Source organism: Ruminococcus sp. (assembly GCF_024691275.1).
In the GTDB taxonomy this organism is placed as follows: domain Bacteria; phylum Bacillota; class Clostridia; order Oscillospirales; family Ruminococcaceae; genus Ruminococcus.
In genome coordinates, this window is record NZ_JAILNU010000042.1 from 12,679 (window position 1) to 30,456 (window position 17,778).

At 42.9% G+C, this 17,778-nt stretch carries 15 protein-coding genes; 11 read left to right on the forward strand and 4 right to left on the reverse strand.

Translation table 11 applies throughout. The features are described 5' to 3' along the window. The first annotated feature begins 81 nt into the window (after positions 1-81). The 4 genes from K6G33_RS05375 to K6G33_RS05390 are packed head-to-tail and all read left to right on the forward strand — an operon-like array spanning position 82 to position 4,921. Positions 82-1,236 carry an O-antigen ligase gene (locus tag K6G33_RS05375; RefSeq protein ID WP_296777089.1) on the forward strand — a complete coding sequence of 385 codons (1,155 nt, stop codon included), beginning with the start codon at positions 82-84 and terminating at the stop codon, positions 1,234-1,236. A 1-nt stretch (position 1,237) separates the two neighbouring features. Continuing rightward, complete coding sequence (locus tag K6G33_RS05380) at positions 1,238-2,320, forward strand: polysaccharide pyruvyl transferase family protein (RefSeq protein ID WP_296777091.1); 1,083 nt, start codon at positions 1,238-1,240, stop codon at positions 2,318-2,320. After that, a complete protein-coding gene (locus K6G33_RS05385) occupies positions 2,310-3,512 on the forward strand; it encodes a Coenzyme F420 hydrogenase/dehydrogenase, beta subunit C-terminal domain (protein WP_296777094.1) in 1,203 nt (400 codons plus the stop codon). The genes K6G33_RS05380 and K6G33_RS05385 overlap by 11 nt, the downstream gene beginning before the upstream one ends. Beyond that, on the forward strand, positions 3,512-4,921 hold the full coding sequence (locus tag K6G33_RS05390) for an oligosaccharide flippase family protein (RefSeq protein ID WP_296777095.1): 1,410 nt from the start codon (positions 3,512-3,514) through the stop codon (positions 4,919-4,921). The genes K6G33_RS05385 and K6G33_RS05390 overlap by 1 nt, the downstream gene beginning before the upstream one ends. A 94-nt stretch (positions 4,922-5,015) precedes the next feature. Here K6G33_RS05390 and K6G33_RS05395 read toward each other — a convergent pair whose 3' ends face one another. The 4 genes from K6G33_RS05395 to K6G33_RS05410 all read right to left on the reverse strand — a co-directional run bounded on the left by K6G33_RS05395 (position 5,016) and on the right by K6G33_RS05410 (position 10,359). Next, entirely contained in the window at positions 5,016-6,227 is a 1,212-nt protein-coding gene (locus K6G33_RS05395) for a hypothetical protein (RefSeq protein ID WP_296777097.1), read from the reverse strand. A gap of 21 nt (positions 6,228-6,248) precedes the next feature. Continuing rightward, a complete protein-coding gene (locus K6G33_RS05400) occupies positions 6,249-7,544 on the reverse strand; it encodes a hypothetical protein (RefSeq protein ID WP_296777099.1) in 1,296 nt (431 codons plus the stop codon). 107 nt (positions 7,545-7,651) lie between these two features. After that, positions 7,652-8,998 (reverse strand): hypothetical protein, encoded by a 1,347-nt coding sequence (locus K6G33_RS05405; RefSeq protein ID WP_296777102.1) that lies wholly within the window; start codon positions 8,996-8,998, stop codon positions 7,652-7,654. Positions 8,999-9,030: 32 nt separating this feature from the next. Continuing rightward, positions 9,031-10,359, reverse strand: coding sequence for a hypothetical protein (locus tag K6G33_RS05410; protein ID WP_296777105.1), 1,329 nt, complete (start codon positions 10,357-10,359; stop codon positions 9,031-9,033). A gap of 335 nt (positions 10,360-10,694) precedes the next feature. Here K6G33_RS05410 and K6G33_RS05415 point away from each other — a divergent pair, with 335 nt between their 5' ends. From K6G33_RS05415 to K6G33_RS05445, 7 genes are all read left to right on the forward strand, one after another. Continuing rightward, on the forward strand, positions 10,695-12,419 hold the full coding sequence (locus K6G33_RS05415) for a substrate-binding domain-containing protein (protein WP_296777106.1): 1,725 nt from the start codon (positions 10,695-10,697) through the stop codon (positions 12,417-12,419). A gap of 520 nt (positions 12,420-12,939) precedes the next feature. Further along, positions 12,940-13,533, forward strand: coding sequence for a signal peptidase I (locus K6G33_RS05420; protein ID WP_296777131.1), 594 nt, complete (start codon positions 12,940-12,942; stop codon positions 13,531-13,533). A 22-nt stretch (positions 13,534-13,555) separates the two neighbouring features. Next, the gene (locus K6G33_RS05425; RefSeq protein ID WP_296777108.1) at positions 13,556-14,893 is read left to right on the forward strand and encodes a BsaA family SipW-dependent biofilm matrix protein; all 1,338 of its coding nucleotides are present in this window, start codon (positions 13,556-13,558) and stop codon (positions 14,891-14,893) included. Positions 14,894-14,947: 54 nt separating this feature from the next. Further along, entirely contained in the window at positions 14,948-15,694 is a 747-nt protein-coding gene (locus K6G33_RS05430; RefSeq protein ID WP_296777109.1) for a hypothetical protein, read from the forward strand. Further along, positions 15,691-16,449, forward strand: coding sequence for a class B sortase (locus K6G33_RS05435; protein ID WP_296777111.1), 759 nt, complete (start codon positions 15,691-15,693; stop codon positions 16,447-16,449). Before K6G33_RS05430 ends, K6G33_RS05435 begins: the two co-directional genes overlap by 4 nt. 9 nt (positions 16,450-16,458) lie before the next feature. After that, the gene (locus K6G33_RS05440) at positions 16,459-16,950 is read left to right on the forward strand and encodes a signal peptidase I (protein ID WP_296777113.1); all 492 of its coding nucleotides are present in this window, start codon (positions 16,459-16,461) and stop codon (positions 16,948-16,950) included. Between the two features lie 32 nt (positions 16,951-16,982). Further along, positions 16,983-17,762 (forward strand): hypothetical protein, encoded by a 780-nt coding sequence (locus K6G33_RS05445; protein WP_296777116.1) that lies wholly within the window; start codon positions 16,983-16,985, stop codon positions 17,760-17,762. The last annotated feature ends 16 nt before the right edge of the window (positions 17,763-17,778 follow it).

Genomic DNA, 17,778 nt, shown 5'->3' on the forward strand with positions numbered 1-17,778 from the left:
ATGTCTGCTGTTATTTGTGTTCTGTTTTTTTCTTTCTCGATAGAGAAAAAGTGGCTCTTTACATTTTCGGCGCTGCCTTTTATGGGAATATTCAAGTTTGCGGTCTCGCTTCCGAGTACATCTGTCATACTTTATACTGTTTTCATTGCGGACAGTCTGCGAAAAGGGTATAAGATAAGGAGCAGCGTCAAGATATGTATGGTTATATGCTTTTTGTTACAGCTGCTGCTGCTCCTGAAATATGAGCATACACCTGTACCGCTTATCAGCTCTGCTGTGAACTGGCTGTTCATCACGCAGTCGGGAAACCTTCTGGGAGCTGATGAGGAGAGAAAAAAGGGATTTTTCCTTGATTCTGCCAAATTATACCTGTTGTCGTTGACCTTGATGACAGCTGCATCTCGGTCAATGCCTGATATGGCAAAGCATATTGAGGTCACAGCGCAGAAGGTAATAGTAAACGGTGAGATATCATCAAGATATGCAGGTATAGCGGGAGACCCCAATTATTACACTCAGCTCATAATAATCGGCATAGCTCTCGGAATAAGCGCACTGACAGTATGCAGGACGGATATAAAGAGCAGGCTGATTATCGCTGTTTGCTGTATATACCTTATGTATAGCGGTATACTGACGTTTTCAAAGAGCTTTTACGTTGCTGTTGCAATAATGTTTGTCATAACATTGCTGTATATCTATCGGATAGGAAGAAGCAATAAGCTGATATTCATGATATTCTTTATACTTACTCCCATAATAGCGTACTCGGGATACTATTTGTATCAGAATTTTATAATTCCCGGAATATTCCAGCGAGTGACAGCTACAGTCGATTTCACCAGCGGAAGAGCTGCAATATGGAAGGCTTATCTTGAACTTATGCTGTCAAGACCCGATGTGCTTATATTCGGAGCAGGTGTGGATAATGCAAAGCAGCTTCTCATACCGTATTACGGGAAAGCTCAGGCGGCACACAATGTTTTTATCGAGCTGCTGTCAGATTACGGCATAGCGGGCTGTGTGCTTTTGTACATGATCTTTTCTGAAAGCCTGAAGAAATTCTTTGCGGACATAAAAGAACCTATGGGACTCTGCTTTATAATGTTTGCAGTCACAGCAATGTCGCTCTCGCTTTCTGCATATGACACCATATGCTTTGTTATACCTTTACTGTGTCTGCTGCCTGAAAAAGCGAATGAGGTGCATGAAGTTGAAAAGGGGAATGATAAATAGTATGAAAAGCAATATAAAGACAGGTATACTGACGTTCAATGATACTAATAACTTCGGTTCGCTTTTGCAGACATATGCACTGTATAAGGTCGTGAGCGAAAAGTATTCCGGCTGCGAGATCGTAAATTATCGCTGCAAGGAGCTTTATGACCGTGAGATACCTAAGCCCGTCACAAGGCTGAGAAGTGTCAGGGACATCTACCGCTATATCCGATATCACAGCAGACAGCAGAAGAAATACAGCAAACTGTGTGCGTTTGCCGAGAAGAATATGAAGATCTCACCTGTTCTTGACAAGAACAGCATTTCAGAATATTCCGCGAAGTATGACATGGTAATGGTCGGAAGCGATATTGTCTGGGGACTTGATATCACAGGTGAGGACTATACCTATTTCCTTGATTTCTGCAACGTGAAAAAGTGCGCATATGCATCAAGCTTCGGCTCGGATTATATACTCCGCGATGACAGAAGGGAAAAGGCAGGAGAGCTTTTAAAACAGTTCGATATGATAGCGGTGCGCGAGGAAGATGCCCGCGGTATAGTGGAAAAAATATCGGGGAAGAAGGCTGAGACCGTGCTTGACCCTACGCTGCTCCTCGACAGGGAAGCGTGGAAAAAGCATATTTCGCCGCGCAGGGAAGCCCAATCGTATATACTCACATATTTTGAAGACGAAAAAGGCGTTGTAAAGGATACGGCGGTAAAGCTTTCGGAGAAGCTGGGACTGCCTGTATATAATATCAGCAGCGGCAAGCCTATGAAGGGCGTGAACAATATAGCTGTATACAGCCTTGAGGATTTCCTTTCGTATATTTATTATGCTGATCTGGTAGTGACTGCCTCTTATCACGGCATGGCGTTTTCTGTGAATTTCGGTAAGGACTTTTATTACTTCAACAGGTGCCACAAGTCAAGAATGGACACTCTTGCTGATCTTATGGGGATAAAAGACAGGGAGCTTTTTGCGGGCAGAGATGTTGCCTACAGCAGTATGGATCATGATGCTGTAAACGAGAAACTGGAAATATGGCGTAAAAAGTCATATGATTATCTGGATAGGGTATTTGAATATGAAAAATGATCTTGTAGTTGACAGGGAGAGCTGTACAGGCTGCGGAATGTGCATGAGCATCTGCAAGAGGAACTGTATTTCGCTTGTCAAGGACGATTCTGCGGCGGTTTATCCTCATATAGATGCGCAAAAGTGCGTTTCGTGCTCGGAGTGCGTGAAAGTCTGTCCGTCGAACAGTATAAAGCCTGAAGTGTTCAGTCTGCCGCGAAGGGTATATGTGGGCTGGAATACAGATAATGACATAAGGAAAAATGCTGCTTCGGGCGGCATTGCATCTGCTTTTTATCAGTGTGCCTTTGATAATGGCTGGCTGGCTACAGGAGCACGTTTCACAGATGAACATATCTTGAGAATGGAGCTGTTTGACAAGGACGGCTTTACGCCTGCATACAGAAACTCCAAGTATGTTTTCTGCGAAACGGCAGAGGTGTACCCTGAAATTGCCGAAAAGCTCAGAGAGGGCAGGGGAGTGCTGTTCATCGGTCTGCCGTGCCACACAGCTGCGGTGAGAGCTCTTGCCGAAAGGGAGAATTGCTCTGAAAAGCTGATAACGTGTGATATCATTTGCCATGGAGTCGCACCTGCTGAGTACCTTTTACAGCATATTGATGCTGTTGCGGGAGATCATAAGAGCGTTGACAGGATATCTTTCCGCGATCCTGATTGGGAAACTTGGTCTTATATGTTCACACTCAGAAAAAAGGAAAAAGTTATCTATAAGAAGCGTGTTAAAAGCGGAGATACCTATCAGAACGGCTATCATTCGGCTCTGATATATAGAGAGAACTGCTACAGATGCAGATACGCAAGACCTGAACGCATTGCCGATATAACTATTGGCGATTTCTCGGGACTGGGTTCGAGAAAGCCCTATACAGGTGAGAGATATAATGTCTCCTGTATCATGGTCAATACCGATAAGGGAGAGCGTTTTTTCAAGGCAGCGTCGAAATATCTTGTATATGAAGAACGTCCTGCCGATGAAGCACTGAAGGTCGAGAAACAGCTTCAGCACCCTTCCGAGAGAACAGAAGCACATAATGTGTTTGTGCGTGAATACGCTGCGGACAGGGATTTTGACAAGGCTGTCAATAAAGCCATAGGCAGTCAGCTCTTTTCGGGAAAGATGTATGAGCTTTTCCGTATCCATGAGGTCAAGCAGTTACTGCGCAGTGTGAGGAGGCTTGTGATAAAGAAATAATGAGCAAAACTAAGGATCTTGTTAAAAATACGGGCATTATCGGCATAGGAAAGCTTAGTTCGCAGATAGTTACATTTCTGCTTTTGCCGCTGTATACCAGTATATTATCCTCTGCTGAGTACGGAACGGTCGATCTTATACTGTCGTATATACAGCTTCTGCTGCCGATAGTTAATTTGCAGCTCGATCAGGCGCTTTTCCGCTTCCTTGTAAACAAAAGGGAAGACCGCAGCGAATGCAGGACGATTATTTCGACCATGGCATTTTTCTCAGTCATACAGCTGGTCGTATACATAGGCATCTTCGGAGTAGTTCAGCTGTTCATAGACAACAGATATAAATGGTTCTTTCTGCTGAATATAATCTGCTCGGTCTACTCCTCCTTTATGTCGAACTGTTCCCGCGGACGCGGACATAATATGAGCTATTCCATACAGAGCTTTATCGGAGTTCTGATGAATATCCTGCTGAATATCCTGTTTCTGGTCTTTGTGAAGATGGGCGCAAACGGAATGCTGTTAGCATCTGCATTGTCCTCGGTTTGCTCGGGAACATACGGACTTTTCAGCAATAAGGCGTATAGCTTTTTCTCGCTTTCAGCCGTTGACCGCAGCAGGATAAAGGAGTTTTATGCATACTCTGTTCCGCTCATACCAAATCAGCTTTCGTGGTGGATAATGAAGGCTTCCGACAAGACGGTGATAAATATATTTGTGTCAATTGCCGCAAACGGACTTATCGCAGTTGCGTCAAAGTTTTCGAGCGCGTATATAATGGTCTATAATCTGTTCAACATGGCATGGGCTGAATCAGTAGTGCTGCATATAAACGACAAGGACGGCAAGCAGTATATTGAAAAAACGGTGAACTCAACGTTCAATATATTCTTCTGCCTTTGCATCAGTGTGATATCGTTTATGCCCTTTGTATACAGATTTTTTGTGCCGAATGCAGAATATTCCGACGCTTACGGACTTATCCCCATATACATGACAGCAGTCTTCTTTAATGTAATAGTCGGGCTATACAGCGCACTATACGTTGCGAATAAGGATACAAAGGCTATAGCCGTCACCAGCGGAGTTTCGGCAGCTGTGAATATAACCGCAGACTTGATGCTGGTCGGGGTGATCGGAGTATATGCAGCTCCAGTCTCCACAGCATTGGGATTTGCAGTGATAATGGTGTACAGGTATTTTCATTCGAGGAAGTACATGGTCGTAAAGCTGGAAATGAAGAATATCCTCGGAGCACTTGCTGTTGGAAGTCTTGTGATAGCGCTGTATTATATCAATTACACAGCAGCTAATATCCTTTCGGCAGCTGTAAGCGTGGCATACGCGCTGATATTCAACAGGGATATCATAAAAAGCTGCATAAGCACCATAAAAAAGCGAGCAGCGCGATAATACAGACAGCCGCCGCAGTCACTTAGTGACTGCGGCGGTGCTTTTATGATCTCTCAGGGAAAATGCCGAAAGCACAGAATACCATTCAGCTTGTTTATTTCAGCAGATTACGGAAGGTATTCGGCGAGCAGTTATAGAAGTTAGTACCGATGTTTGATGTTGTGGAGTTCCAGTAAAACTCTATGGTGCTGTATTTGCCGATATTGTCCATCAGCCAGGTGTTGCGGCTGAAAGCGTATTTATAGCCGCAGTTGAGGAGTCCCTGCAGCTTGCCCACACCCGAACCGTTTGCCCAGCTCTGGTCTGATATGCCCTGATTCACACCTGCTCCGATGCATATTTTCAGAGTATCGCCGTCGGATTTGAAGGCTTCAAATTTATTCTGACGGAAAGCGGAAGCTGTTGAGCCGTTTGCGGTTGTTATGAGGTCAGTACCGCCGCGAAGTCCGTCATAGACAGTGTTTTTTTCGTAGGTGTATGTCTTTTTGAAGTTGGTGAATGTACGGCTTCCGTTGATGTAAGTGCATTTAAGGTTTTTGAGTATCGTGTAGGTCGAAGAAGTCGAGTTCCCGAACATGATCGAGCCGCTTCTTGGCAGAACGCCCTCAAAATGCACCTTTGTGACAAGTCCGTCATAGCCGTTATAGTCCATCTTCAGAACGGGAGTGCTGAATGAAGTGGTTGAATCTGAGCAGGTGAACTTCATCTTCGGAACATAGCAGTCATACATTACAAGATCGCCGCTGTATTTGCTGCTGTTCTGATCGAATGAGTAGTTCTCAATGCCGAAGTCGTAGAACGGGTCTGCGCACTCGTCGGAAAAGAATGATGACTTGTCCTTGTTTTTGTTGTCGAAGAACTGGAGTGCCCAGTGTATCGTATCGGAGTATGCAGGGTTATTGTCGTAGCGCAGGCATACAGCACGGTCTGTAAGTGTGCCGTTTTTCTCTCTGACCTTAACGTATATCTTATCGGCATTGAATTTGGTCATATCAAGATAATCTTCTCTTGCAACGTGCTTGTTCAGGAGTGCGAACACGCCGTTGTAGATAACGTAATTATCAGCTTTAACAGCAACAGCATTTATTATGGAGTTAGCTGCTGCGTATTCGCCCTTGAAGGTGGGCAAGCCTGCCTGATTAGGCTTCAATTTCCAGTATACGCCTGAATCCTCGCCGTCATATATATTGTTAAGGTATGTGACATTATCCGAGGTCACATCATAAGCAAGAGCTGTCATATTTACAGGAAGTGCAAGAGCTGCTGCGGCGGATAATGCTGCGATAGTTTTGATAAGCTTTTTCATTGGTATATCCTCCGTAAAATATTAATAGAGAGCGCTGCGGACATTGCCTGCAGTGCAGTTGTAGAAATTGGTGCCCATACTTGCTGATGATGCATCTCGGTAGAACTTAACGTTTTTGACCTTTTTGAGCTGAGTTTTTATCCAGCTGCAGTTTCTTAATCTGTCACCGTGATTTTCAATAAATGATTTAAACTGATCTTTGCCCGGTGCTTCAGTAGTAGTAAACAAATGGTATTTTTGGAATTCGAGCTTTCTGCCGATGTAGAGGCTAAGTGTTGTACCATCTACTCTGGCACAGATAAAATCGCCATCATAGAAAGCGGCCTGATTATCTGCTTCGATCTCGGTAAGTAATCCTTCATCAGTTATAAATCCCTGATAATTTGTATGAGTATAATCGGAAATGAATGATGATACGCAGTCATTTTTATTTATCTTTACTGTTCTCCTGAATTTATTTGTGGAGTATACAGCATTTCCGCCGCATTTATAAATGACTTGGAGATTGTTGAATATGGTGTAATCGAGAGTTCCCGGGACAGAGGTTCCGAAAGCGAGATATTTGTCCTTATAAGGATTGAGTATATGGAACTTTATTTTTGTGCGGAAGCCCATACCGTTTTCCTTAGTTTCAAGAACAGGCTCATCAAAATCTATGATAATAGGAGCATCGCTTCCGAAATCCAGACCGGAAAGGTAATAATCGTCCAGATAAAGGTAGCCTTCGTAGCAGCTTCCCGGGAGACTTACAAGATCACTCATATATAATTTGTTGAGTATAGTGTGGTTTACATCATATTCACTGAGCATTCTCAGACCGTAATCCACAACATAATCATCTGTTCCGGGGACAGCAGACGGCTCATCAGGGAAAACATCGTCCCATGAGTTGTTGTTGTATTCCAGGCAGAGCGCAAGGCCAGCGTTTTTTAGACAGAGCTTATCCACATATTTTTTAGCGTTTGCGATAGTTGCAGATGTTGCAACGTCCTTGTCAAGGAGACCGAGCATATGTCTGTTGCCGAAGGGCTCGCCGTTTACGTCAACAGGTACAGATAATCTGAAAGAATCCTTTGTATCAAGGAAGGATTTTTGGAACATTGGAAGATTGTCCTGAAGAACATGAGTGTTCCATGCAATACCTCTTAATGAAAAAACGCTTGAGGTGCTTGGAAGAGTATTTTTCAGTTCATAGCTTCTTGTTTTTTTTACGTAGTCTGCCTGAGATACATAATAAGCTGATGCGGTGAGATTTGCAGGGACAGCAATAACTGCCATAGTTGAAAGTGCTGCGATAGTTTTGATGAATTTTTTCATGATAATTTTCCTCCGTTTATAAGTTATAATATAGATTCCTTTGTTTATATTTATCAGACTGTAAATTGGATCAGGGAAGAAAAAACTTCCCTGATTCAATATAATTATTAGCCGTTGTTAAGTCTGTAGAGAAGGTCGCTTGCATAGCAGTTATAGAATGAACTGTTGCTATAAGAATTTGGTGTTGCATCAGAATAGAAATAAACACGAGTTGCCGTGCTCAGCTGACTTCTTAACCATCTGCAATGACCTAATTCATCTCTTCCCATGGTTCTGAAGAATGCGTTGAACTTTGTAATACCTGTTGAAAACCAGTCATTATTTTTGCGACCATCTAAATAGACATCTTTTAAATAATGGTCGTATTTCTTGCCGATATAGATGTAAAGTGTATTGCCGCTGCGTTTTGCAGCAACGAAATCGTTATTTTCAAAGTATTTTTTGTCGCTTCCGCTAACTTCTCTGAGCAGATCATCAGGATATTCATAGCATCTTATAAGTCCCTGATATCTGTTATTTCTTTCATAGAATTCGCTCTTTGGGATAGAAAGCTTTTTATTTCCGTTTGGAACATTGCTGTAGGAGTCAATATAATTATACGGTGTTCCGCTGCCATTGACGGTAGCCTTTAAGCCTGTCATGATATTATAAGTGTTATTGCCTGATGTAGAAACCGTTGATAAGCCGAGCAATGTGGTCTTTTCTATTTCAGGGTTTCTGACAATGAATTCAACCTTTGTACGGAAGCCTATACCATCAGGATTCGGTTCAAGAACAGGTTCATAGAATGTAGTATAAGGATCGGTGCTTGTAAGCTTCAGACCTGCTACATAATAATCCTCCAGATACATATAACCTCTGAAGAAGCCGTTTTGTTTGATATAGTTATAGTTAAGGTTAGTTGTATCGCTAAAAGTGAACTTATTGAAAATATCCTGTAAGTACGGACCTTCGAGCATTCTCAGACCATAATCACACAGTGAGTTATCTATATCCTCCTCATACTCCGTTCCTGTTAAGGAATCTCTGCCTGAGTTGTCTTTGTATTCCAGTACAAGAGCATAATAACGTTTATCTTTTTCTGTTTTTGCACTTCTAACAGAGAGATTGTCTACATAATGCTTTGCATTCTGTATATTTTGAGTTGAAGCAATATTATCGTAAAGAAGTGCAAACATATCACATGGGCCGTATTCTTTTTTGTTTTTGTCAACGGTTGCATAGTATGTGTATTTGCCTCTTGAATTAAGAAGCCTGTCTGTTAATATCGGCAGTCCGTCCTGATTGTTATCATATTCCCAGCGCTGACCTCTTCCCGCTGATGTATCATAGTTTATCAGCGGATTAGATGAGTTGGCAGGGCTTGCAGGATAAGCAGATGCGGTGAGATTTGCAGGAACCGCAAGAACTGCCATAGTTGAAAGTGCTGCGATAGTTTTGATGAATTTTTTCATGATGTTTTCCTCCGTTTATATAAATTATATTATCAGCCGTTGTTAAGTCTGTAGAGAAGGTCGCTTGCATAGCAGTTATAGAATGAACTGTTGCTATAAGAGTTTGGTGTTGCATCAGAATAGAAATTAACACGAGTTGCTGTGTTCAGCTGATCTCTTAACCATCTGCAATGACCTAATTTATCTCTTCCCATGGTCTTGAAGAATGCGTTGAACTTTGTGATGCCTGTTGAAAACCAGTCATTATTTTTGCGGCCATCTAAATAAACATCTTTTAAATAATGGTCATACTTGTCACCAATATAGATGTAAAGTGTATTGCCGCTGCGTTTTGCAGCAACGAAATCGTTATTTTCAAAGTATTTTTTGTCGCTTCCGCTAACTTCTCTGAGCAGATCATCAGGATATTCATAGCATCTCATAAGTCCCTGATATCTGTTATTTCTCTCATAGAATTCGCTGTTTGGGATAGATATCGTTTTCTTTGAAACCCTTCCGATATTGCTGTAATTTTCAATGGCGTATGAATTTGTTCCGCTGCCGTTGCAGGTTATCTTCAAACCTGTCAGGACATCAAAGTTTCGTGTGCCTGCTGTGGAAACAGTTGATGAACTGAATAATATAGTCTTCTCTATTTCAGGTTTGCGTATATGGAATGCGATCTTTGTTCGGAAACCTGTTTTTTTCGGTTCGAGTACAGGTGTATCAAACGTTGTGTACGGATCGGAGCTTGTGACTTTAAGTCCTGCGATATAAAAATTGTCAAGGTAAAGATAACCTGTATATGTGTTGTATTGTTTAAAGTAGTTGTAGTTAAGATCGGACAGATCACTCGTATAGAACTGGTCGAGAACGTGAGTTAAATATGGACCCTCAAGTGTTCTCAGTGCATAATCAAAATATTCATAGTTCGGAGTAATGCTTGGTCTGTTTCGGTGTGAATCCACCTTTGAATAATTATTATACTCCATACAAACAGCGTAATAGCTCTTATTACCCTTAGAGCTTCTTACAGAGATGTTGTCAACATAAGGCTTTGCCTGCTGTATGCGTGATGATTCGGCAATGTCGCGGTGAAGGATCGCAAAAAGAGCACCTGCGCCGTATTCACGTCCGCCTGTCACTGTAGCGTAGTATGTGAATTTTCCTTTTGAGTCAAGATAGTCCTTGAATAATACAGGGTTATCGACCTGTTCGAGTCCGCCCCATGTGAATCCCGCTCCACCGTAGGTGGATTCATTGATGATCGGATTGTTTGGGTAACCCGCCCTGATATCGGTTGCACTTGCTGTGAGATTTGCGGGAACAGCAAGAACTGCCATAGCTGAGATCGCTGCGATAGTTTTCATGACCTTTTTCATAATAAATTCCTCCAATAATTTGTTTTTATATTTTATGCTTTACGAAAACTTTTTATCTCGTTTCCGTAACAACAGTTTATCATATTGTACAAAAGATTTCAATAATTTGCGACAAAACGTTGTATTTTGCGACGAAAGGCTGAATATGACGACGAAATGTACAAAAATTGCACTAAGCTGCCGTTTCTGTGACAAATGGGCAAATTTGACTGTTCGTCTGTAAAAATGTACACTTCGTCGTAAAAAAATGGCGTCTTATCCGCGACGAACTTGACAACAATTTTATATCTGTGATATAATTATTTTGCGATAATTAGGCGCAGGAGGGCGTTCTTATGTCATTACACAAAGCAATCGCAATAATTTTTTCGGATTTCAAAAACGACTATAATGACGGATACATCATCGGAATACAGAATCAGGCTAACGCTTACGGCTATCGCACATTTACTTTTTCTATGCCACAGACCAGCGAATTATACACAAACAGTGAAGAATGGGTGTATGAGCTGATAGACTATGACCGATATGACGGCATTATTTTTGTTGAGCACACTTTTTCCACTCATAAAAGCCTTATCCCGCCTATAGAGAGGGCTCTGCGGGAAAATTGCCGCTGCCCTGTGGTGGTGATTGGCGGATCGAATACCTTGCCGAATGTGATCGGAATGGAGAACAGGCACAATTTTGAGAAAGTGGTAGAGCATCTTATCACTGTTCACGATTGCCGCTCAATTTACTGCCTCGGCGGCGAAAAAAGCATCGCTGACGAACGTATTGACGCATTCATCAGAGTGATGAAGCGCCACGATCTCCCGTGCGGAGATGAGAACCTGCTTTACGGAGGATACTGGATATCAGGTGCAGAGGCTCTGGCAAAGGATATAGCCTACGGTACTGTTGAAAAGCCTGATGCCATTGCCTGCCTTAACGATGAGATAGCATACGCGCTGATAAAGCAGCTGTTTTTTGTGGGCTTGCGTGTGCCTGAGGATATCCTTGTTACAGGTTTTGATGATTCGTCCTATGCGTCCAACAGCGCGGTTTCCATTACGACGTATACTGCGGATACTCCTTTTTGCGGTCAGAGAGCTGTTACGCTGCTCCATTCGCTCATAACAGGGAATGAGATCGAGCAGATCAAGCAGAAGAAACATTGTGTCATCACGGGTGACAGCTGCGGCTGCGGAAGAAAGAGCAGGCTTAATGTCCGTGCAAAACTGGACGAGCTCCACAAAATGGAGACAGCCAATATGGAGTTCAGAAACAGCTGCTTTGAGGAAAAGCTGTACAAGGTCAATTCGCAGGAGGAGCTTTCGCTGTTCATAAAGAACCACAAATACCTTATCCGCAATCAGATAAGCGTGAGCGTAAACCTTATGGAGCAGGAAGACGAAGATGCCAGATGCATATTCCTGAAGGACTACCTTATTAACGGCGAAACGGCGGATTTTCGGGCTAAGAATATATATCCCGATATGTTTTCCTTTGGAGCTATACAGAATATCCATGTTCTTCCGCTGGTTTTTGATAAGAGAGTGTACGGCTTCATGACCATTGGATATGCCGATCCGAATGTCTATACGCTCCACGCAAAGCAGTTCGCAAACAGGATAGCGATAGGTGCGGAGATACTTCGGGTGCGTCAGAATTTGGCAGAATCCGACAAGCTCCGACACAGCGAGATGCAGATCGACATTCTGCCGCAGGGAATAGATGCGAAGAAAATTGCTGCTGCGATAATGGTCATAAATAAGGGTTCAATGACAAAGGTGCCGCTGGAGAATATCCTTTACTTTGAATCGGGCGAAAAGAAGGTATATGCTGCAATGAAAAGCGGTAAATACGAGATAAAGCAGCGTTTGTTCGAGCTTGAAGAAATGCTTGCCGAGAGAAACTTCCTTCGCATTTCACGTTCTGTTATTATAAATATGAACAAGACTGTAGGATATAAAAACGGGTTCAACCGAACACTTCTCGCTGTATTGTCCAACAAGGAGGAACTCCACGTATCAAGGACATACGGCGACAGCTTCAAGAAGAAGCTTGAGGAATACTGATAATGCGCAAACCGCTGCTGATAAGCGTGATGCTCATATAGATGATCTACATGGGATCATGGGGGACACCTTTCTGAGGAGATGTTCTCCCCGATATCTCACGTAAAATTATCTGTATAAGCACCGTGCTCATTCAGCAGCGTTTTTTTCGTGAGAAGCTCTCGTCATAGTTGTCAAAAAAAGTTGTCATGCCAAATTACACATAATTTGCAGTAAAATTGCAGATGGACAAAGCGGAAAGTTATAAAGGATTTGCATACAACTTAGCGTATAAATGATATGAACAAATATTAAACAAAAAATAAACTTTCACGCGCGTAAAACGAAATTCACAGCGTTTTGGCTGTTAAAATGTACAAAAATATTCAAAAAAGTTGCAATTTTAGGTATAATCACTTTACAAGCAGTTCCCCCCCATGATATAATAAGACATAAAATTTATTCTTAGTATCAGCATAAAACTGATATCAAAAATGCAGAAAAGGGGGGCTGCCATAAAGTGAGTACGATCGCAAAAGAAGTGACAGGCAACAATATTAGTAGTAAAGGATTTCGCATATATTCAGTAGCGCGAAAGGTCTTTATATATTGCCTGTCCGTTTTTATTGTTGCTGTCGCAATTTTCTTTGCAGCAGATAAAAGTCCTAAAAAGTCGATGTTTGGTTTCAGGTATTACACAGTACTGACCGATTCTATGGCACCTGAATTTTCAAGCGGAGATATGGTCTTTGTCAGAGTAGTAAATGCGAATAAAATAAAAGAAGGTGACATTATCACTTTCAATCCTTCAAGCGGAAGTGATGCATATCTTACCCACCGAGTTACTGAAAAAATAACTGACTATCAGGGCACAGGCGTAACTTGCTTCAGAACGAAGGGTGACGCTAACAATACCGACGATTCATTTCTTATCGACGAGAGCAGAGTGATTGGCAAGGTAAAGTTCCATGTGCCAAAATTAGGGGTAATGGTCAGATTTGTTCAGCTTAGGTGGTACTTTATCCTGCCGTTGGTCGCGTTGATGTTCGTATTTTTTAAGATGATGAAGTACTACTTCGATTTAAAAAGCAAGAACGACAGTGCCCAGACACAACAAAGTATAAAGACAGAATAAAACAAAAATAGGAGGATCGAGTATGAATAATGACGTTTCCAAGAAGAAAAAAACTTCAAAAGAAAAGCGAGTGCTTATTGGTGCGCTTTGCGTAGCAGCTGCTGTTGTTGCAGGAAGTACCTTCGCATGGTTCACAAGTACTGATGAAGTAACCAATAAGCTGTCGGCATCAGGCGATTACGGCGTAGCTATTGCCGAAGACTTCACACCGCCAGAAGACTGGATACCTGGTCAGTCTATCAAGAAGGCAGTTACCGTAGTTAATACAGGTAACGTAGACGCATTTATAAGAATGTGGTTTTCGGGTACTATGAGAAAAGTTACCGAAACCGATTCCGGTACAACTTTAGATGATTTTGCCTCTGCTACTTTGACAACTTCAAATTTAGGCGGTAATTTCAAGTACACGGACGGAACAAATTTCTACAGACAGCTAAGTGATAGTGAACGTAAAATAATGCAGACAGGTGAACTTGCATATGCAGGCGGTGCCTATAAGTTTACATCAAATGCGGCAGGTTCCTCAGAGGAAACAGGTGCTGCATATACAGCTTCTGATGTGGCTGTAAGATTAGTAGACAGTGACACGTTTGAGCCTACAGGGGATGGACTCTTTATTTTCAGAAGAGTTAATTCCGCAACAGATGGCGTAGAGTATAGCGGCTATCTTAGAAAAACAATTGGCGATGACAAATGTTATTTTGCTCTTACCGATAAAACTGTTAAATCAGGTGGAGGGGCAAATCAGGACAGACAGGTATTTATCAAGGGGCTGACAGGTTTAACAGGCGCAACACTGATAAATAAAATAAAAGATGACACAACACTTTCTATACGTACAGCAACGCAATCTACAGTTGCTAACAGCGGTCTTACCTGGACATATACGGTTCCTACAACAGCTGCTGATTCGCCATTTAACAATACACATCCATATCTTACAGCGTCAATTGCAGGAGCTGCAGCTGGCTCTCAGGATGCATCTATCAAGATCAATGTTGAACTTGAGAATATCGGCGACGGTACAGCGCCTGATGAATGGCAGCACTTTGATAACACAGGTGCAAAGCATACATTCTATTATACTAATGATCTTGACAGCTCAAATGATTCATCAAAGCTTGTTGCAAATGTACAGCTTGATAAGGGACTTAAAGAAGGCGCTTATGTTGCTTTTGACTTTGACTTTGATGTACATCTTGATTCTATCCAGATCGTTAAGGATACTGATAATAATGAACTCGATACACCTGTTAGCGGTGCTTCCGGTTGGGGAATTGCAGATGGCGCAAATGCAACAGCAGCTAAGGGTACAGCTACCAATAGCGGCAAGGAGATCAGCGCAGTTAAATGGTCATAATAATCAATAATAATCAACTTACAAGTAACTGATTAACGAAAAGGAGGCGGTTTAATGAGTTTGAAACGAAAAGTATCAACACTTGTGAGCTGCCTCCTGCTGTTTTCGTGCAGCACGATAAACGCTTACGCTGAAACTGCCCTGCCAAAGGGTGCAGTCAAGGGCTTGCCCGAAAAACTGACTGCCATGGACTCCGAGGGCAAGGCGGTAAACAGCGAGAGCGGCGAGTATTTCTTCTCCGTCGATGATATGGTTTTCGGCGAGACATACTCAAAGGACGTTCAGCTTATGAACCTCCGCGACGATCAGGCATATAACATCTATCTGCACACAGAGCCTATATCGAGAAGCGGCGATATAGACCTTGAAAAAGGGTGTGTCTGCAAGTTTTATCTGGACGGCAAGGAAGTTTACAGCGGCGATGTCAACGGCAAGGGAAACCTTGATCTCACGCAGGAAGCTCTCGACCTCGGCAATTATAAGCCGGGCGACTCTCATACCCTCAAATGCAGCGTTTTGTGGAATGACGCTTCATCTGTGGACTATTCTCAGAGCAGCAAAAGAGTCGTCAGCACTGACGGCACTAAGGTGCTTAAAGAGACAAAGGGGCAAAACTACGGCGAGATCGAGTTCAAGTGGATATTCTATGCTGCTGTTGACGAGAAATTTGTTCCGCCGCACACAGGACTGCTTGCTGTTAATGGACGCACATGGCTCTACTGTATGGCTGCTGTAGCATCAATGATATTACTGATGCTGCCGCTTCTGTTCAGGCAGAAAAGGAAGAAGAAGCACGCATGAAGACAAAGATAATAGCTGCGGCGGCGTTACTGCTCGCGGCAGCAGGGGCGTTCTGCGGAAGAAGGTATTATACGACAACTTATCTCCCGCAGAAACGCCTTGATGATGCAGTTAAAAAACAAGAGGAGATCATTGCAGGGATCAGACCCGATGTAAGGGCACTTGCCGCAGCTTCGGGCGAAACCCCTGCCGATCCTCTTGAATACTGTGAAAATGTGAATGATGACATAGTTGGGTGGATCACCATTCCCGATACAAATATTGATCTTCCGATAGTGCAGGGTGAGGATAATGATTTCTACCTGCACAATGGAGTGGACGGACAGTACAACTATGAACTTGGCTGTCCGTTTCTTGATTATAGGTGCAGCCGCGATCTCAGCGGACTGAATTCGATAGTTTATGCCCATAATATGGAGGGCAGGCAAATGTTTGCCGATATCCCGCTTTTTCGTGACGAAGCTTTTCTGGAGGCTCACAGCAGCGGAGTTCTGACTCTTAAAGACGGTCAGCACAATGTCAGGTTTTTTGCTTACCTGAGCCCCCTGAGTACATCGCCGTTATACAACACGGTATTTGTCTCGGAAAGCGAACGCAGGGAGTACACAGACTTCCTGTTCAGATCAGCAGATCATACATCATTTTTTACAGCTGAAGAACTCAGCGGACGTGAGGAGCTGCGGCTTCTGCTTCTCTCGACCTGCACCTTTGAGACTGACGAATCAAGGGGAGTTCTTGCAGGAATAATAGAATAGCGCATAGATATGAAAACACATTATTTAAAACGCATACTTAACGCAGTATATATGATAGTTTCTACGGCTGTTATAGTGACGGGCATCATAGTAGTGGTGCTGTACCTGTGCGGCATACGCATCTTCAAGGTGAGGTCGGGTTCTATGGGAGAAGCTGTCCCGCTCGGAAGTTTATGCTTTGTGAGCACTTACAGTTCGTATGAGAATATAAGTATCGGAGATATAATCTCTTTCCGTTTAGGTGATGATGTCATGGTAACTCATCGTGCAGAGGATATCACGGCAGACGGCGTGATGACCAAAGGGGACTGCAATGAGGGTATTGACCCCGATCCCGTTACCAGGGACAATTACATCGGAAAGACAGTATTTGCCATACCGTACCTCGGTGAGTTCCTCAACTCGCTGAACTCTATTACAGGACGTGTGATACTTGTATTTTTTGTTATTGCTATCATTATTTCAGGACGTTTGTTCAGAGGCGGCAAAATAGAGAGCTGAAGGAGCCTTCTGAGACAGGAAGGGGGGATATCATGCGTTTTATAGCTGAATTTTTCCATAAAAGAAAGCGTCAGAAAATAACTGTTATAGCAGCTCTTCTGATAGTTTATTCTGTTGCTTCCGCAGGTATCTTCTCATATTTTCATGGCAGCGATCAGGTTACAAACAGGTTTTCTGCTGAAAAAAGCGCTGCATCTGTTACAGTTTCAGAGCCTTTGTGGACTGCAAGAGGACAGAAAATGGCAGGAGCTATGGAAGCAGGAATGGTCATACCCAAAGACCCGAAGGGACTCAATAACGGAGATGAAGAACTGTATATAAGACTTAAAATGACGATAGAGCTTGATCCGATCAGCGGAAATCTTACATCGGGTACCGATAATGCTTCCACAGGCGAGCTTGGCATACCGACAAATGAACGAAGAAACAAAGGCATACTCGATGCCATAAAGATAAATGAAGCCTCATTGTTTACCAATACAGGGGCAGCTCTTGACTCATGGGGGTGCAGTCACGGAGATTATGTATGGACGGAAGAAGGACAGGACCTTTCAGGGGATATGCTCGTGTTCTATTTTTACTATACAGCAGGCGAAAAAAAAGGTGAAGATGATATCATGAAGCTTGTGATGCCCGGTGAGAGCACAACTGAGCTGTTTACGACCATAGAGCTCCCTGTATACAAGCACGAATTTCTGGGAGTATTCGATCAAAGCTTCAGGATAAATATACAGGCTGAGGCTGTTCCTGCATCAAATTATACTGAAGCACCGACGGTAGAAGAGATTATTACTTATTTCAACAGCAATTGATGTTATATGAGGGGTT